Consider the following 14,036-nt stretch of genomic DNA (forward strand, 5'->3'; position numbering starts at 1 on the left):
AAGGAGAATTTGCCATGGCAAGCCTGGCTGAAGTGCGGGTAGAAGAGGCCGAGCCGATGGACAACGAATCCCAGGCACGTCCCGAGGAATTGCGGCTGCTGGAAGCGCTGCTGTTCGCTTCGAGTGAACCGCTGGATACCGCGACGCTGGCCAAGCGGATGCCGGATGGCGTCGACGTCAAGGCGGCGCTCGAGCAGCTCCAGGCCGATTATGCCTCGCGCGGCGTGAACCTCGTGCGCGTCGCCAACAAATGGACCTTCCGCACCGCCGGCGATCTCGCCTGGCTGATGACGCGGGAGAGCACCGAGACCCGCCGCCTGTCGCGTGCGGCAATCGAGGTGCTGGCGATCATCGCCTATCACCAGCCGGTGACGCGCGCCGAGATCGAGGAGATCCGTGGCGTCGTCACCTCGAAGGGCACGCTGGACGTGCTGCTGGAGACCGGCTGGATCAAGCCGCGCGGACGCCGCAAGACGCCAGGGCGCCCATTGACCTTCGGAACCACCGAGGACTTCCTGTCGCAGTTCACCCTGGAACAGCTCGGCGACTTGCCGGGCCTAGAAGAGCTGAAGGGCACGGGCCTGTTGGATTCCCGCCTGCCGACCGGATTCAGCGTGCCGACGCCGTCGGATGACCCGGCGCTGCGTGAGGACGAAGATCCGTTGGAACCGGGCGAGGACCTCGATCTGGCGCTGGCGCCGGCGGTCGAGCCCGAGGCGCCGGAAGGCGGCAATGAGGGTGGCGGCGAAGGCGGCACTGAAGAGTGACGCCGGTCCGTTCACGGGTCACTGCGACCGGTTAACACTAGCAAGATTGCGTAGTGCCAACAGCGAATTGGCGCTGCCTTGGTCCTTGTTTTTGAGACCCGCCAAGCCTAGTTTTGGGTGAAGATCGGCCGGTCCCCGGCCATGCGCGTTTGGAGGGTTGCAGGATGGGTTCACTCAGCATTTGGCACTGGATCTTGGTGATCGCAGTGGTCCTGCTGCTGTTCGGCCGCGGCAAGATTTCGGATCTGATGGGCGACGTGGCGCAGGGCATCAAGGCGTTCAAGAAGGGCATGCAGGACGACGACAAGCCCGCTGAAAAGCCCGAGCCGAACAAGTCCATCGAGCACAACAACGCCGCGCCGACCGCGGCACGGTCCGACGTCGGCAGCAAGGCCGTCTGAGCCAGAGAGCATGCGAGACGCGGGTAGCCCCGATCCTGCGCGCGAGGGATTGGGCCGGCTTGCGGCTGGCGTGAACGGAAGACCTCATGTTCGACATCGGCTGGAGTGAACTGGTCCTCATCGGGGTCGTGGCCCTCATCGCCATCGGCCCGAAGGAGCTGCCGGGCGTGCTGCGCATGGTCGGGCAGTGGATGGGCAAGGCCCGCAAGATGGCCGCCGAATTCCAGGGCCAGTTCCAGGAAGCGATGCGCGAGGCCGAGATGGCCGACCTCAAGAAGAGCTTTGACGAGGTCAAGGAAGCAGCGACCGGCTTCAATCCGTTGACTTCGCTTCAGAAGGACGTCAGCGACGCGCTCCGCGTCGATGCGCTCGACAAGCCGGCCGAGACGCCAGCCACCAGCGCCGTCGAACCGCCGGCGACTTCAAGCGAAGCGCTGGCGACTTCGAGCGAAGCACCGGCGACTTCAAATGAAGCGCCGGTAACGCCAACGACTTCCGGAAGCCCCGCCGCCCGCGACCTTCATGGAAGCCGAGGCGCATGCAGCCGCGAACGAGCCGCTGGCGATCACCCGTGAGGTCGAGCAGGCCCACGTCGCGCAAGACACCGCGCCATCCGAAGCGATCAAGGATGCCAAAGCGTCATGACCGACGCCGATATCGAGGCCAGCAAAGCCCCCTTGATGGACCATTTGATCGAGCTGCGGTCGCGGCTGATCAAGGCGCTGCTCGGCTTTGGCGTTGCCTTCATCGTCTGCTTCTTCTTCGCCAAGCAGATCTACAACGTGCTGGTCTGGCCGTTCGTGTGGATCGCGGGTCCTGAGAATTCCAAGTTCATCTACACGGCGCTGCTGGAATATTTCATCACCCAGCTGAAGCTCGCGCTGTTCGGCGCCGGCTTCATCTCGTTCCCGATCGTCGCGACGCAAATCTACAAGTTCGTGGCGCCCGGTCTCTATAAGCACGAGAAGCAGGCCTTCCTGCCGTACCTGGTCGCGACCCCGTTCTTCTTCGTGCTGGGCGCGGCGCTGGTCTATTTCGTCGTGCTGCCGATGCTGGTCCGCTTCTCGCTCGGCATGCAGCAGGCCGGCAGCGACGAGACCGCGCAGATCCAGCTCTTGCCCAAGGTCGGCGAATATCTGTCGCTGATGATGTCGCTGATCTTCGCCTTTGGCATCGCCTTCCAGCTTCCGGTGATCCTGACGCTGCTCGGGCGGATCGGCATCATCACATCGAAGATGCTGCGCGAGAAGCGGCGCTATTTCATCGTCATCGCCTTCGTCATCGCGGCCGTGCTGACGCCGCCTGACGTGCTCAGCCAGTGCTCCCTGGCGATTCCCTTGCTGGCGCTCTACGAGGGTTCGATCATCGCGGTGGCGATGGTGGAAAAGAAGGCGGCGGCCTCGCAGGCCACCGGTACCGATGTGTCGACGCCGGCCAAGCCTGCGGAGTAGGGGCGGGCCAAATCCTCAGTGTCATTCCCCGCGAAGGCGGGGAATCCAGTACGCCGGGGCCTATCGGGGAATCACGGACGTCTCTGGAATACTGGATCATCCGCCTTCGCGGATGATGACAGCCGTGCTAGGAGACGCGCTAATGTAAATGGGCAACGTTCGATGTTGCATGTTTACGCGCTGCCCCAGGACCACAGCCATGCACGACATCAGATCGATCCGCGACAATCCGCAAGCCTTCGACGCCGGCCTCGCGCGGCGCGGCCTGAAGCCGATGTCGGCCTCGCTGCTCGCGATCGACGAGAAGCGGCGTGCGGCGATTCTGGCCTCCGAGCAGGCGCAGGCGCGGCGCAACGCGGCATCGAAAGAAATCGGCGATGCCAAGAAGGCCAAGGACGAGGCGCGCGCCGCCAAGCTGATGGCCGAGGTCGCCGAACTGAAGACCACGATGCCGCAGCTCGAAGCTGCCGCGAAGGCCGCCGACGAGGAGTTGACGAAAGAGCTGTCGGCGATCCCAAACATTCCGTTCGACGAAGTGCCCGACGGCGTCGACGAGCACGGTAATGTGCAGCACCACGTGTTCGGCAACAAGCGCAACTACAGCTTTGCGCCGAAGTTGCATGACGATCTCGGCACCGCGCTCGGCTACATGGATTTCGAGGCCGCGGCAAAGCTCTCCGGTGCGCGCTTTGTCGTGCTGAAGAAGGGGCTGGCTCGGCTCGAGCGCGCCATCGGCCAGTTCATGCTCGACCTGCACACCACCGAGCACGGCTACACCGAGATCAATCCGCCGCTGCTCGTACGCAACGAGGTGATGTTCGGTACCGGGCAGTTGCCGAAATTCGAGGATGACCAGTTCTGGGCGATCAAGGGCGAGCTGCTGGCTGCGCCCGACCATGAGCGGCTAAAGACCGAGCGCCTCGGCCTGATCCCGACCGCAGAAGTGTCGCTCACCAACCTCGCGCGCGAATCCATCCTCGACGAGAAGCAATTGCCGATGCGCCTCACCGCGCTGACGCCGTGTTTCCGCGCCGAGGCCGGCGCCGCGGGCCGCGACACCCGCGGCATGATCCGCCAGCACCAGTTCACCAAGGTCGAGCTGGTCTCGATCACGACGCCGGAAGCGAGCAAGGACGAGCTGGAGCGGATGCTGTCCTGCGCCGAGCAGGTGTTGCAGAAGCTCGACCTGCATTACCGCGTGATGACGCTCTGCGCAGGCGATATGGGTTTCTCGTCGCAAAAAACCTACGACATCGAGGTTTGGATGCCCGGGCAGGGCGACGGCGGCATGTTCCGCGAGATCTCGAGCTGCTCGGTCTGCGGCGACTTTCAGGCGCGGCGCATGGATGCGCGCTCGCGCGGGCCGGACGGCAAGCCGCGCTTCGTGCACACGCTGAACGGCTCCGGCACCGCGGTCGGCCGCGCGCTGATCGCGGTGATGGAGACCTACCAGCAGGAGGACGGCTCGATCGCGGTCCCCAGCGTGCTCCAGCCCTATATGGGCGGGCTGAAGGTGATCGCGCGCGAGTAGGCTTGCGAAGATCGGGCGGCAGGCTATCCTGCCGGCCCCACAACGCGAACCCACCATGGCCTTGCACCGCGACATCTTCTGGGTCGGCCGACAATGGGCGGTGACGGGGGCCGGCATCCAGGCTGTTCGATCAGCGCCTGCGCGGCGTGCTCGACATTGAGATTGCGCGGCTCTGGGACGACGATCTCGTGCGGAGCCGGCGGGCCAAGCCCGGAGTCAATGCAGCGGATTTCGACAAGGCGCTGACGGTCGCGCGCGAACGCTTTCCGCAGGCGCCGGTGTCCGACCCGTTCGTCGCGCAGCTGGAGGCACTTGGCGTGATCGAAAATCCTGTCGAGAGCCCGGTCGTGCCGGCGATGCAACTGCATGCCGAGGGTCGGCTGGCGCGCTTCCTGCCGCAATGGCGCATCCGCCGGTAACATGATCAAGCCGGGAACCTGGCCGCCGGGACCCAATCGGCCGGTTTGCCTGATTGGGCAGAGCCGGATAAGACGGCTCAGACCCGCTTTTCTGGAATCGATATTTCGCATGCGTATTCTCTGCACCAATGACGACGGCATCCACGCCCCCGGCCTCAAGGTCGTGGAGGAGATCGCGCGTGCCTTGTCCGACGACGTCTGGGTGGTGGCACCGGAGCTCGACCAGTCCGGCGTGTCGCATTCGCTCTCGTTGAACGATCCGTTGCGCCTGCGCGAGGTCGGCCCGCGGCACTTCGCCGTGCGCGGCACGCCGACCGACTGCGTCATCATGGGCGCGCGCCACATCCTCGGGCCCAAGCTGCCGGACGTCGTGCTGTCGGGCGTCAACAAGGGGCGCAACGTCGCCGAGGACGTGGTTTATTCCGGCACCATCGCTGGCGCGCTGGAAGGCACCATCCTAGGGCTGCCGTCGTTCGCGCTGTCGCAGGAATTCAGCGTCGAGACCCGCGAGCGGCCGCCGTGGGACACCGCGCGCAAGTTTGGGCCTGACATCCTGCGCAAGGTGATCGCCGCCGGCGTCCCGAAAGACACGGTGATCAACATCAACTTCCCGTCGTGTGCGCCGGAGGATGTGCTCGGCATCCGCGTCACGCGCCAGGGCAAGCGCAATCTCGGCTTCCTCAGGATCGACGAGCGCAGGGACGGCCGCGGCAATCCTTATTTCTGGATCGGGTTCGAGCGCACGGCGATGATGGACATGCCCGCCGACGGCACCGATCTCGCGGCGCTTCGCGAGCGCTACGTCTCGGTGACACCGCTCAGGCTCGACCGCACCAATGAAGCGTTTTCAGAAGAATTGAGCGCGACGCTGAAGTAGCGCCTAGAGCATTATCGGTTCTGATTGAATCAGAACCGAAGCTCTAGATTCTCGTTTTGACGCGTTTTCTTCACGCGAACCGGTATCCACTTCGCTCGAAAACGCTTTAGCCGCTGCGAAGCGCGGCTTCGATGGTCTTGCCGAGTGCGTCGAGCTGGAACGGCTTCTGGAGCGCCGGCCGATCGCGGTACTGTTCGGGCAAGCCGGAGGAGCCGTAGCCGGTGGCGAAGATGAAGGGGCAGCCTTTCGCCCTGATAACATCGGCCACCGGCGAGATGACCTTGCCGTTGACGTTGACGTCGAGAATGGCGATGTCGAACTCGGTCGCCTGGGCGAGCCGCATGGCCTCGGTGATGTCGCCGGCCTCGGCAGCGACCTTGTAGCCGAGCTCTTCGAGCATGTCCGCAACCATCATCCTGATCATCACCTCGTCTTCGACGAGGAATACAGAGCGGCCGGAAAGCCCCGTCGCGGTCATGGTAGAGTCCTTGCCCATTCCCAAAAACGTTCGCAGATAACATGAATCGACGCAATGCGCGTTTTGACGAACGAATGCCTGAAAATGGCGATCACGACTGGCCCGTTGCACGCCAATCTGTGATCAAATATCCAGCCGAATGGTATCATGAGTTCCCGACCAAGGAACAAGATTCTCGCGCCCGGGTTGGCGACTTAACGGGCCTGACAACACAGCATTGGCAACAATGACCTCCCATCAACCTCCGCCCGAAAAGATGATGTTTCAGCTCACGCTGAGGCGCCGGGGCATCAGCGATCAGGCCGTGCTGCGGACGATGGAGGAGGTGCCGCGCGAGCTGTTCGTCGACGACGCCAACCGCGACGGCGCCTATCGCGACAGTGCACTGCCGATCGCCTGCGGGCAGACCATCAGCCAGCCCTTCGTCGTCGCCTACATGACCGAGCAGCTCCAACTCCAGAAGCGGCACCGCGTGCTCGAGATCGGCACCGGCTCCGGTTATCAGGCCGCCGTGCTGTCGCGGCTCGCAGGGCAGGTGCTCACGGTCGAGCGCTACCGCAAGCTCGCGGACACCGCACGCGCCAGGCTCGAAGAGCTCGGCTGCCACAATGTCGAGGTGATGCTCGGTGATGGCCTCAATCTGCCGGCCAATATCGGCCCGTTCGACCGCATCATCGTCACCGCCGCGATGGAGCAGATTCCAGAGAACCTGATCGAACGGCTCGAGATCGGGGGCATCCTGATCGCACCGGTCGGCCCGCATCAGGGCGTGCAGACGCTGACCCGCCTCAACCGCACCGAGGCGGGGATCGAGCGCAAGGAACTCGTCGATGTCCGCTTCGTGCCGGCGCTGCCTGGCGTGGCGCGGGAGCTGTAGAATTCCGGATTAGCTGTGCCGCCAACATCTTATTGGGAGGGTTAAGCCGTTATTTACTCGGCGCGTGTTTACTTAAAACACCAGTTCTGTTGCGTACGAGTGAGTAACCATGTCCGCTGTCGCCGAGTTGCTTTACTCGCGCCGCGTGCCGCAAGTCGCGGTGCTGGCGCTGATCTCCTTCAGTTTTGCGGGGTGCAGCGCCGACATGTCGTCGCGACTGTCCCAGTCGAATTTCTCCAATCCCTTCGCCTCGGAATCCACCGGTTCGGTGCAGCAGGCGCCACCGCCGCAGCGTGAGCTGCCGCAATATGCGCGGCCGCAGACGCAGCCTGGTTCCTATCAGTCCCAGCCCCTCCCTCCGCCCGCGGTGTCCACCCCGCAATCCTATCCCGTTGCCTCTGGCCGCGGAGTGTCCGGTGGCGGGCGCGGCGTCGGCTCCTATGCGCCCCCGGCGCAGCCGCACCTCGAGACCACGGCGACCGTGCCGCCGCGCTCGGTTGCCGCAGCCCAGCCGGCCGGCGGCACCAAGATCATCGTCGGCACCAGCGACACGCTCGACGTGCTCGCCAAGCGCTATCATGTCACGCCGCAGGCGATCCTCGCCGCCAACGGCTACAAGGGCCCGCGCACGCTCTCGCCCGGCCAGCAGCTCATCATCCCGCATCCGGCCACGGCCACGGCCACGGCCGCTGCGCCCGCGCCGGCGATGGTTCCCGTCGCGGCTGTGCCTGCGGCGAAGCCGGTTGCAGCCGTCGCTGCGCCGCCGAGCACGCACTTCGTTAACCGTGGCGACACGCTCGCCAGCATCGCGCGCAAGAACCACATCTCGGCGGCCGAGCTAGCCCGTGCCAATGGCCTCGCGCCCTCGGCCAAGCTCAAGCTCGGCACCAAGCTGACCGTGCCCGGTGCCAAGACCGCCGCCGTCGCGGCGCCGGTTGCCGCGACTCCGGTCGCGGCTGCTCCGGTTGTGGGAACGCTCCAGCCCGTGGCGGCCGCTCCGGCGCCTGCTACCAAGATGGCCGCTGCCGCCGCGCCCGTGCAGAGCGCGCGTCTGGCGCAAGCCACGGCCAATGTTGAAGAGAAGCCCGCCGAGACGCCGGCGAAGGCTGCGGAGGCCACCGGCGCGCTGCCGACCTTCCGCTGGCCGGTGCGCGGCAAGGTGGTCACGAGCTACGGCGCCAAGACCAACGGCAAGTCCAATGACGGCATCAATCTCGCGGTGCCCGAGGGGACGCCGGTCAAGGCGGCTGAAGACGGCGTCGTCGCCTATTCTGGCAACGAGCTGAAAGGTTACGGCAATCTGGTCCTGGTTCGGCACTCCAACGGCTACGTCACCGCATATGCCCATGCGAGTGAGCTGTTGGTGAAGCGCGGCGATACCATCAAGCGCGGTCAGGTCATTGCCAAGTCGGGTCAATCCGGGGAAGTGGCGTCGCCGCAGCTCCACTTCGAGATCCGTAAGGGATCGAGCCCGGTTGACCCGCTTCAATTCCTGAACGGAGCGTGAGGCGGACGCTTCAGCCGGGTTCACACCGCGCGCTCACTGTCATCGTCCGCGAAGGCGGACGATCCAGTATTCCAGAGACAGCAATTGTTCGGCCGATAGGCCGCGGCGTACTGGATTCCCCGCTTGCGCGGGGAATGACAGGAGTAGGTGAGGCGAAACTGTCCGCTACATCATCCTCAGCTTCACACCCAGCCGTCCCGCCAGCTCCTGCACGAACTGCCAGGCGACGCGGCCTGAGCGGGAGCCGCGCGTGGTCGACCATTCCAGCGCCTCGCGCTCCAGCGCCTCGTCGTCGATCTTGATGCCGAAATGGCTGCAATAGCCGCGCACCATGGCGAGATATTCGTCCTGGCTGCAGCGGTGGAAACCGAGCCAGAGGCCGAAGCGATCCGACAGCGAGACCTTCTCCTCGACCGCTTCGCCGGGATTGATCGCGGTCGAACGCTCGTTCTCGATCATCTCGCGCGCCAGCAGATGGCGGCGGTTGGAGGTGGCGTAGAGGATGACGTTCTCGGGCCGGCCTTCGATGCCGCCTTCGAGTACGGCCTTGAGCGATTTGTAGGACGCATCATTGCCGTCGAAGGAGAGATCGTCGCAGAACACGATGAAGCGGAAGGACGAGGCGCGCAAGCACTCCATCAGCGCGGGCAGGCTTTCGATGTCCTCGCGATGGATCTCGATCAGCTTCAGCTTGTCGGTCGGGTTGCGCTCCGCGTTGAGGCTGGCATGCGCCGCCTTCACCAGCGATGACTTGCCCATGCCACGCGCGCCCCAGAGCAGGGCGTTGTTGGCGGGCAGGCCATTGGCGAAGCGCTCGGTGTTCTCCATCAGGATGTCGCGCATCCGGTCGACGCCCTTCAGCAGGAATAGCTCGACGCGGCTGACCCGCGGCACTGCCGCAAGGCGGCCGTCCGGGTGCCAGACGAACGCGTCGGCCCGTTCGAACGACTCGGGTTCGAGGGTCGGGTTGCCCTGGGCCGAGAGGTGCGCTGCAATGGTCTCCAGCGCGCGGACGATGCGCTCCTGGGAGGGATCGACCGGGGCTGCCTTAGCGGCGCCCTTGGGACGTTTTGCCGCGACGCCGGCGGGCTTCTTGGCAGGGGTATTGGGGCCTTTGCCGGCCGGGCTTTTGCTGGGTTTTTTGGGCATGTCCGAAGTTCCTGAGAATGCAGCCTTATCGGGCCTGAGGACGCGCCGCAAGGTGGGCCAAAAGGGCGGTCTGGCAGCGTTGCAATTGGGGCAATGGCCGCTATAGTCCGCGCGAATTTGACCGAACCGGTCGCCTTTGAGGGCCTGACCGGCTTTCCCCCGTTGTCACGAGGATCGTCCGAATGCTGATTACCCCTGCGTATGCCCAGGCCGCGGGCGCCGGCGACACCAACAGCATGTTGATGTCGCTGCTGCCGTTCGCCCTGATCTTCGTGATCATGTACTTCCTGATTCTGCGTCCGCAGCAGAAGAAGGTCCGCGATCATGCCGACCTCGTGAAGAACATCCGCCGCGGCGACACGGTGGTGACCTCGGGCGGCCTCGTCGGCAAGGTCACCAAGGTCGTCGACGACGACCAGATCGAGTTCGAGATCTCCGACGGCGTGCGCGTGCGGCAGATGCGCCAGATGATCTCAGGCGTGCGCGCCAAGGGCGAACCGGCCAAAGAATCCAAGGAAAGCGCCAAGGACGACAGCGCGGCGAAGTGAATGCTTCCCGCGAGTCACTATAAGTCTCCTGCAAGTCTCCTGATCTGACAGGTCTAGTCGATGTTGTATTTCACGCGGTGGAGGGCGCTCGGGATTATCCTGACGGCGCTGATCGTGTGCCTCTGCGCGGTCCCCAACTTCTTCCCCGAGGCGCAGGTCAAGACCTGGCCGGCCTGGGCGCAGCGCCGGCTCGTGCTCGGCCTCGACCTGCAGGGCGGATCCTATCTGCTGCTTGAGGTCGATTCCGCCTATGTGAGGAAGGAGAGGCTCGACCAGATTCGTGACGACGTTCGCCGGACGCTGCGCGATGCCAAGATCGGTTTCACCGGTGGCGTTACCGTGCGCAACGACGCGGTCGAAGTTCGCATCAGCAAGGAATCCGATGCGCAGGCCGCACTCGCCAAGCTGCGCGAGCTGTCGCAGCCGCTGGGCGGCCTCATGGGATCCGGCGGTCAGCGCGACCTTGAGGTCACCGATGCCGGTGGCGGTGTGATCCGCCTGAGCATCCCGCAGGCCGCGATGCTCGACCGCATGCGCAAGACCATCGAGCAGTCGATCCAGATCGTCGAACGCCGCGTCAACGAGCTCGGCACCGTCGAGCCCGTGATTCAGCGCCAGGGCAACGACCGCATCCTGGTGCAGGTCCCCGGCCTCCAGGACCCGACGCGCCTGAAGGAACTCCTGGGCAAGACCGCGAAGATGGAATTCCGCATGGTCGATACCTCCGTGCCGCCGGATCAGGCGCAGCAGGGCAGGTTGCCGCCGGAATCCGAACTCTTGATGAGCGCCTCGCCGCCGCCGACACCTTACGTGGTCAAGAAGCAGGTGCTGGTCGCCGGCGGCGATCTGACCGATGCCCAGGCGAGCTTCGACCAGCGCACGGGTGAGCCGGTCGTCAGCTTCAAGTTCAATACGTCGGGCGCGCGCAAATTCTCGCAGGCGACGCAAGAGAATGTGGGACTGCCGTTCGCGATCGTGCTCGACAACAAGGTGATCTCGGCGCCCGTCATCCGCGAGCCGATCACCGGCGGCCAGGGCCAGATCTCCGGGAATTTCACCGTGCAATCGGCCAACGATCTCGCGATCCTCCTGCGCGCCGGCGCGCTGCCGGCGCCGCTCACGGTGGTCGAGGAACGCACCGTCGGTCCGGGTCTCGGCCAGGATTCGATCGAGAAGGGCGAGCTTGCGGCCTATGTCGGCTCGATCCTCGTCATCGTGTTCATGCTCGCGACCTACCGGCTGTTCGGCGTGTTCGCGAATGTCGCGGTGGCTATCAACGTCGCGATGATCTTCGGCCTGTTGTCGCTGCTCAACGCCACGCTAACGCTGCCCGGCATCGCCGGCATCGTGCTCACCGTCGGCATCGCGGTCGATTCAAACGTGCTGATCTACGAGCGCATCCGTGAGGAGCTGCGCGGCGGCCGCAACGCGATTTCGGCGATCGATGCCGGTTTCAAGCGGGCGCTGGCGACCATCCTCGATTCCAACATCACCACCTTCATTGCTGCCGCCGTGCTGTTCTACATCGGCACCGGCCCGGTGCGCGGCTTTGCCGTGACGCTCGGCATCGGCATCATCACCACGGTGTTCACCGCCTTCACTTTGACCCGGCTGATCGTCGCCGGGTGGGTGCGGTGGAAGCGGCCGCAGAGCGTGCCGATCTAGGAGCCTGATCGTGACTCACACCGTTCTCATCGGGCTCGGCGTCCTCATTGCCATTCTCACCGTGGTTGCGGCCCTCGGCCTCTTGCCGTCGCTGCGCATCGTCCCGGACAATACGCATTTCGACTTCACGCGCTTTCGCCGCGTCAGCTTCCCGATCTCGGCGGCGCTGTCGATCGTCGCGATCACGCTGTTCTTCACCCACGGGCTGAATTTCGGCATCGACTTCCGCGGCGGCACGCTGCTGGAGGTGCAGGCCAAGTCCGGCACCGCCGACATCGCGGCGATGCGCACGACGTTCGGATTCCTTGCGTCTCGGCGAAGTCCAGCTGCAGCAGTTCGGCGGCCCCGCGGACGTCCTGATCCGCGTTGCAGAGCAGCCCGGCGGCGACGCCGCGCAGCAGGAGGCCGTGCAGAAGGTCCGCGCAGCGCTCGGCGATTCCGTCGAATATCGCCGTGTCGAGGTGGTCGGCCCGCGCGTCTCCGGTGAGCTCTTGGCCTACGGCATGCTCGGCCTGATGCTCGCGATCGTGGCGATCCTGATCTATCTCTGGTTCCGTTTCGAATGGCAGTTCGCGCTCGGCGCCATGATCGCCAACGTGCACGACATCGTGCTCACGATCGGCTTCATGTCGATCAGCCAGGTCGATTTCGACCTCACCAGCATCGCCGCGCTGCTGACGATTCTCGGCTATTCGCTCAACGACACCGTCGTCATCTACGACCGTATCCGCGAAATGCTGCGGCGCTACAAGAAGATGCCGATGCCGCAGCTGCTCAACGAGTCCATCAACTCGACGCTGTCGCGCTCCATCATCACCCACGTCACGGTGACGCTGGCACTGCTCGCGCTGCTCTTGTTCGGCGGCCACGCCATCCACAGCTTCACCGCGGTGATGATGTTCGGCGTGGTGCTGGTCGGCACCTACACCTCGATTTTCATTGCGGCCCCGATCCTGATCTATCTCGGCGTCGGCGAGCATCGCGAAGATGCGCCGGACACGGCTACGCCGGCGAAGAAAAACAAGGCATGATCCGAACCGCATACCCCCGCACGCGTTTGCGGGGGTAGTAAGCTCATTCGGACCTGGCTCGATGGCTGGCGACCCAACGCACCCCATTTCCCGCGCTCGGCGCCGATCGAAGCCTATGGCAAGGGCGGCTTCGCCTTCGCCGGCATGTCGCATCGAGGATCGTTGCTGTGCCTGCCCGACGCGATCTGGGCCTGGGACGTGACGGATCCCACCAAGATCGACCGCTACTCGCTCGATCGCGTGTTCACGGCCGCCAACAGCATCGACACGCTTCTGGTCGGCACTGGAACCGGGGTTTGGCTTCCGCCGCCGGAACTGCGCCAGGCCTTGAAGGCGGTGAGGGTGGTGCTGGACACGATGCAGACTGGCCCCGCCGTGCGCACCTACAACATCATGATCGGCGAGCGACGCCGCGTCGCGGCCGCGCTGATCGCGGTGCCATGAGCAGCACCGCGCCGCCACCCGATTCGGCTACCTTCTGCGCCGATCTCGTGCGCAGCCACGACTTTCCGCGTTACGTCGCGACGCTGTTCGTACCCGCCGCAGAACGCCGCGCGCTGCTGGCGCTCTATGCCTTCAATGCCGAGATCGTGCGCGTTCGCGACCAGGTGAGCCAGCCCTTGCCCGGCGAGATTCGCCTGCAATGGTGGACCGACATGCTGTCAGGCCATGTCCATGGCAGCGCCGAGGGCAATCCGGTGGCGGCGGAGCTGCTCCGCGCGATCCGCGATTATGACCTGCCGATCGAGCCGCTGTCGCTGCTCGCCGACGAGCACCAGTTCGATCTCTACAACGATCCGATGCCGACCATGGCGGCACTGGAAGGCTATCTGGCGGCGACCTCATCGGCGTTGTTTGCCCTTGCAGCCCGGATCATGACGCCGCCGTCGGAGGCGGCCGAGCATCTCGCCCGTCATGCTGGGCTTGCCCAGGGTATCGTCCAGGTCATTGCCGACCTGCCGCGTGATGCGGCGCACCGGCAATTGTTCCTGCCGCAGCAGGTGCTGGCGAGCCACAACTGCAATATGGAGGATGTGTTCGCCGGCAAGGCGACGCCGAACCTGCGCGCCGTACTGGACCAGCTCGCGTGCGAGACGCGGCAGCATCTGACCACGGCCTCGTCGCTGCTGCTGCAGGTGCCGCCATCCGTGCGGCTCGCGTTTTTGCCACTGAGCCAGACCCGGGCCGATCTGAAGCGCCTGTCGAAACCTGGCCGCAATCCGTTCGCGCCGCAGCCGGCCTCGCGGCTGCGCACGCTGTGGACGCTGTGGCGGGCTTCACGCTCCAGGGAATTTACCAAGTAGGAGTTGGCTTATCGCCTATGGCGGCCAAATG

The 14,036-nt window shown here is 64.9% G+C and carries 14 protein-coding genes and 3 pseudogenes; 15 read left to right on the forward strand and 2 right to left on the reverse strand.

The features are described from left to right. Window positions 1-14: 14 nt before the first annotated feature. The 7 genes and pseudogenes from scpB (at window position 15) to surE (ending at window position 5,446) form a co-directional block, all read left to right on the forward strand. Window positions 15-767, forward strand: a complete 753-nt coding sequence (gene scpB, locus ACSKB8_RS30940) for an SMC-Scp complex subunit ScpB (protein ID WP_165405914.1) — start codon at window positions 15-17, stop codon at window positions 765-767. Window positions 768-931: 164 nt separating this feature from the next. Beyond that, window positions 932-1,168 (forward strand): twin-arginine translocase TatA/TatE family subunit, encoded by a 237-nt coding sequence (locus tag ACSKB8_RS30945; protein WP_091885538.1) that lies wholly within the window; start codon window positions 932-934, stop codon window positions 1,166-1,168. Window positions 1,169-1,254: 86 nt separating this feature from the next. Beyond that, window positions 1,255-1,813 (forward strand): annotated as a pseudogene (tatB, locus tag ACSKB8_RS30950) (Sec-independent protein translocase protein TatB). Then, window positions 1,810-2,619, forward strand: a complete 810-nt coding sequence (gene tatC, locus ACSKB8_RS30955) for a twin-arginine translocase subunit TatC (RefSeq protein ID WP_438108176.1) — start codon at window positions 1,810-1,812, stop codon at window positions 2,617-2,619. The pseudogene tatB and the gene tatC overlap by 4 nt, the downstream one beginning before the upstream one ends. 199 nt (window positions 2,620-2,818) lie before the next feature. Further along, window positions 2,819-4,150 carry a serine--tRNA ligase gene (gene serS, locus ACSKB8_RS30960; RefSeq protein WP_438108178.1) on the forward strand — a complete coding sequence of 444 codons (1,332 nt, stop codon included), beginning with the start codon at window positions 2,819-2,821 and terminating at the stop codon, window positions 4,148-4,150. Between the two features lie 55 nt (window positions 4,151-4,205). After that, window positions 4,206-4,569, forward strand: a pseudogene (locus ACSKB8_RS30965) (hypothetical protein). A gap of 109 nt (window positions 4,570-4,678) precedes the next feature. Further along, window positions 4,679-5,446, forward strand: coding sequence for a 5'/3'-nucleotidase SurE (gene surE / locus ACSKB8_RS30970; RefSeq protein WP_438108180.1), 768 nt, complete (start codon window positions 4,679-4,681; stop codon window positions 5,444-5,446). Window positions 5,447-5,552: 106 nt separating this feature from the next. Here the strand turns inward: surE and ACSKB8_RS30975 are convergent, their stop codons facing one another. Then, a complete protein-coding gene (locus ACSKB8_RS30975) occupies window positions 5,553-5,924 on the reverse strand; it encodes a response regulator (protein WP_091886060.1) in 372 nt (123 codons plus the stop codon). Between the two features lie 41 nt (window positions 5,925-5,965). On the opposite strand from ACSKB8_RS30975, the gene ACSKB8_RS30980 reads away from it, so the two are divergent. The 3 genes from ACSKB8_RS30980 to ACSKB8_RS30990 all read left to right on the forward strand — a co-directional run bounded on the left by ACSKB8_RS30980 (window position 5,966) and on the right by ACSKB8_RS30990 (window position 8,308). After that, entirely contained in the window at window positions 5,966-6,154 is a 189-nt protein-coding gene (locus tag ACSKB8_RS30980) for a hypothetical protein (protein ID WP_438108182.1), read from the forward strand. Next, the gene (locus ACSKB8_RS30985; protein ID WP_091885512.1) at window positions 6,151-6,801 is read left to right on the forward strand and encodes a protein-L-isoaspartate(D-aspartate) O-methyltransferase; all 651 of its coding nucleotides are present in this window, start codon (window positions 6,151-6,153) and stop codon (window positions 6,799-6,801) included. Before ACSKB8_RS30980 ends, ACSKB8_RS30985 begins: the two co-directional genes overlap by 4 nt. Before the next feature lie 109 nt (window positions 6,802-6,910). Then, window positions 6,911-8,308: a peptidoglycan DD-metalloendopeptidase family protein gene (locus ACSKB8_RS30990; RefSeq protein ID WP_438108184.1), complete on the forward strand. Its 1,398-nt coding sequence runs from the start codon at window positions 6,911-6,913 to the stop codon at window positions 8,306-8,308. 165 nt (window positions 8,309-8,473) lie between these two features. Here ACSKB8_RS30990 and ACSKB8_RS30995 read toward each other — a convergent pair whose 3' ends face one another. Next, window positions 8,474-9,457: an ATP-binding protein gene (locus tag ACSKB8_RS30995; protein ID WP_438108186.1), complete on the reverse strand. Its 984-nt coding sequence runs from the start codon at window positions 9,455-9,457 to the stop codon at window positions 8,474-8,476. Window positions 9,458-9,639: 182 nt separating this feature from the next. Between ACSKB8_RS30995 and yajC the strand changes: the two genes are divergently transcribed. The 5 genes and pseudogenes from yajC to ACSKB8_RS31020 all read left to right on the forward strand — a co-directional run bounded on the left by yajC (window position 9,640) and on the right by ACSKB8_RS31020 (window position 14,005). After that, window positions 9,640-10,005 (forward strand): preprotein translocase subunit YajC, encoded by a 366-nt coding sequence (gene yajC, locus ACSKB8_RS31000; protein ID WP_091885503.1) that lies wholly within the window; start codon window positions 9,640-9,642, stop codon window positions 10,003-10,005. A gap of 60 nt (window positions 10,006-10,065) precedes the next feature. Further along, window positions 10,066-11,670: a protein translocase subunit SecD gene (secD, locus tag ACSKB8_RS31005; RefSeq protein WP_091885500.1), complete on the forward strand. Its 1,605-nt coding sequence runs from the start codon at window positions 10,066-10,068 to the stop codon at window positions 11,668-11,670. 10 nt (window positions 11,671-11,680) lie between these two features. Next, window positions 11,681-12,701: pseudogene (secF, locus tag ACSKB8_RS31010) on the forward strand (protein translocase subunit SecF). Window positions 12,702-12,746: 45 nt separating this feature from the next. After that, window positions 12,747-13,145 (forward strand): Mth938-like domain-containing protein, encoded by a 399-nt coding sequence (locus tag ACSKB8_RS31015; RefSeq protein ID WP_438110749.1) that lies wholly within the window; start codon window positions 12,747-12,749, stop codon window positions 13,143-13,145. Beyond that, window positions 13,142-14,005: a phytoene/squalene synthase family protein gene (locus ACSKB8_RS31020; RefSeq protein WP_438108188.1), complete on the forward strand. Its 864-nt coding sequence runs from the start codon at window positions 13,142-13,144 to the stop codon at window positions 14,003-14,005. The genes ACSKB8_RS31015 and ACSKB8_RS31020 overlap by 4 nt, the downstream gene beginning before the upstream one ends. The last annotated feature ends 31 nt before the right edge of the window (window positions 14,006-14,036 follow it).

Origin of the sequence: Bradyrhizobium sp. BR 1432 (assembly GCF_051547705.1) — a bacterium.
Classification (GTDB): domain Bacteria; phylum Pseudomonadota; class Alphaproteobacteria; order Rhizobiales; family Xanthobacteraceae; genus Bradyrhizobium; species Bradyrhizobium zhanjiangense.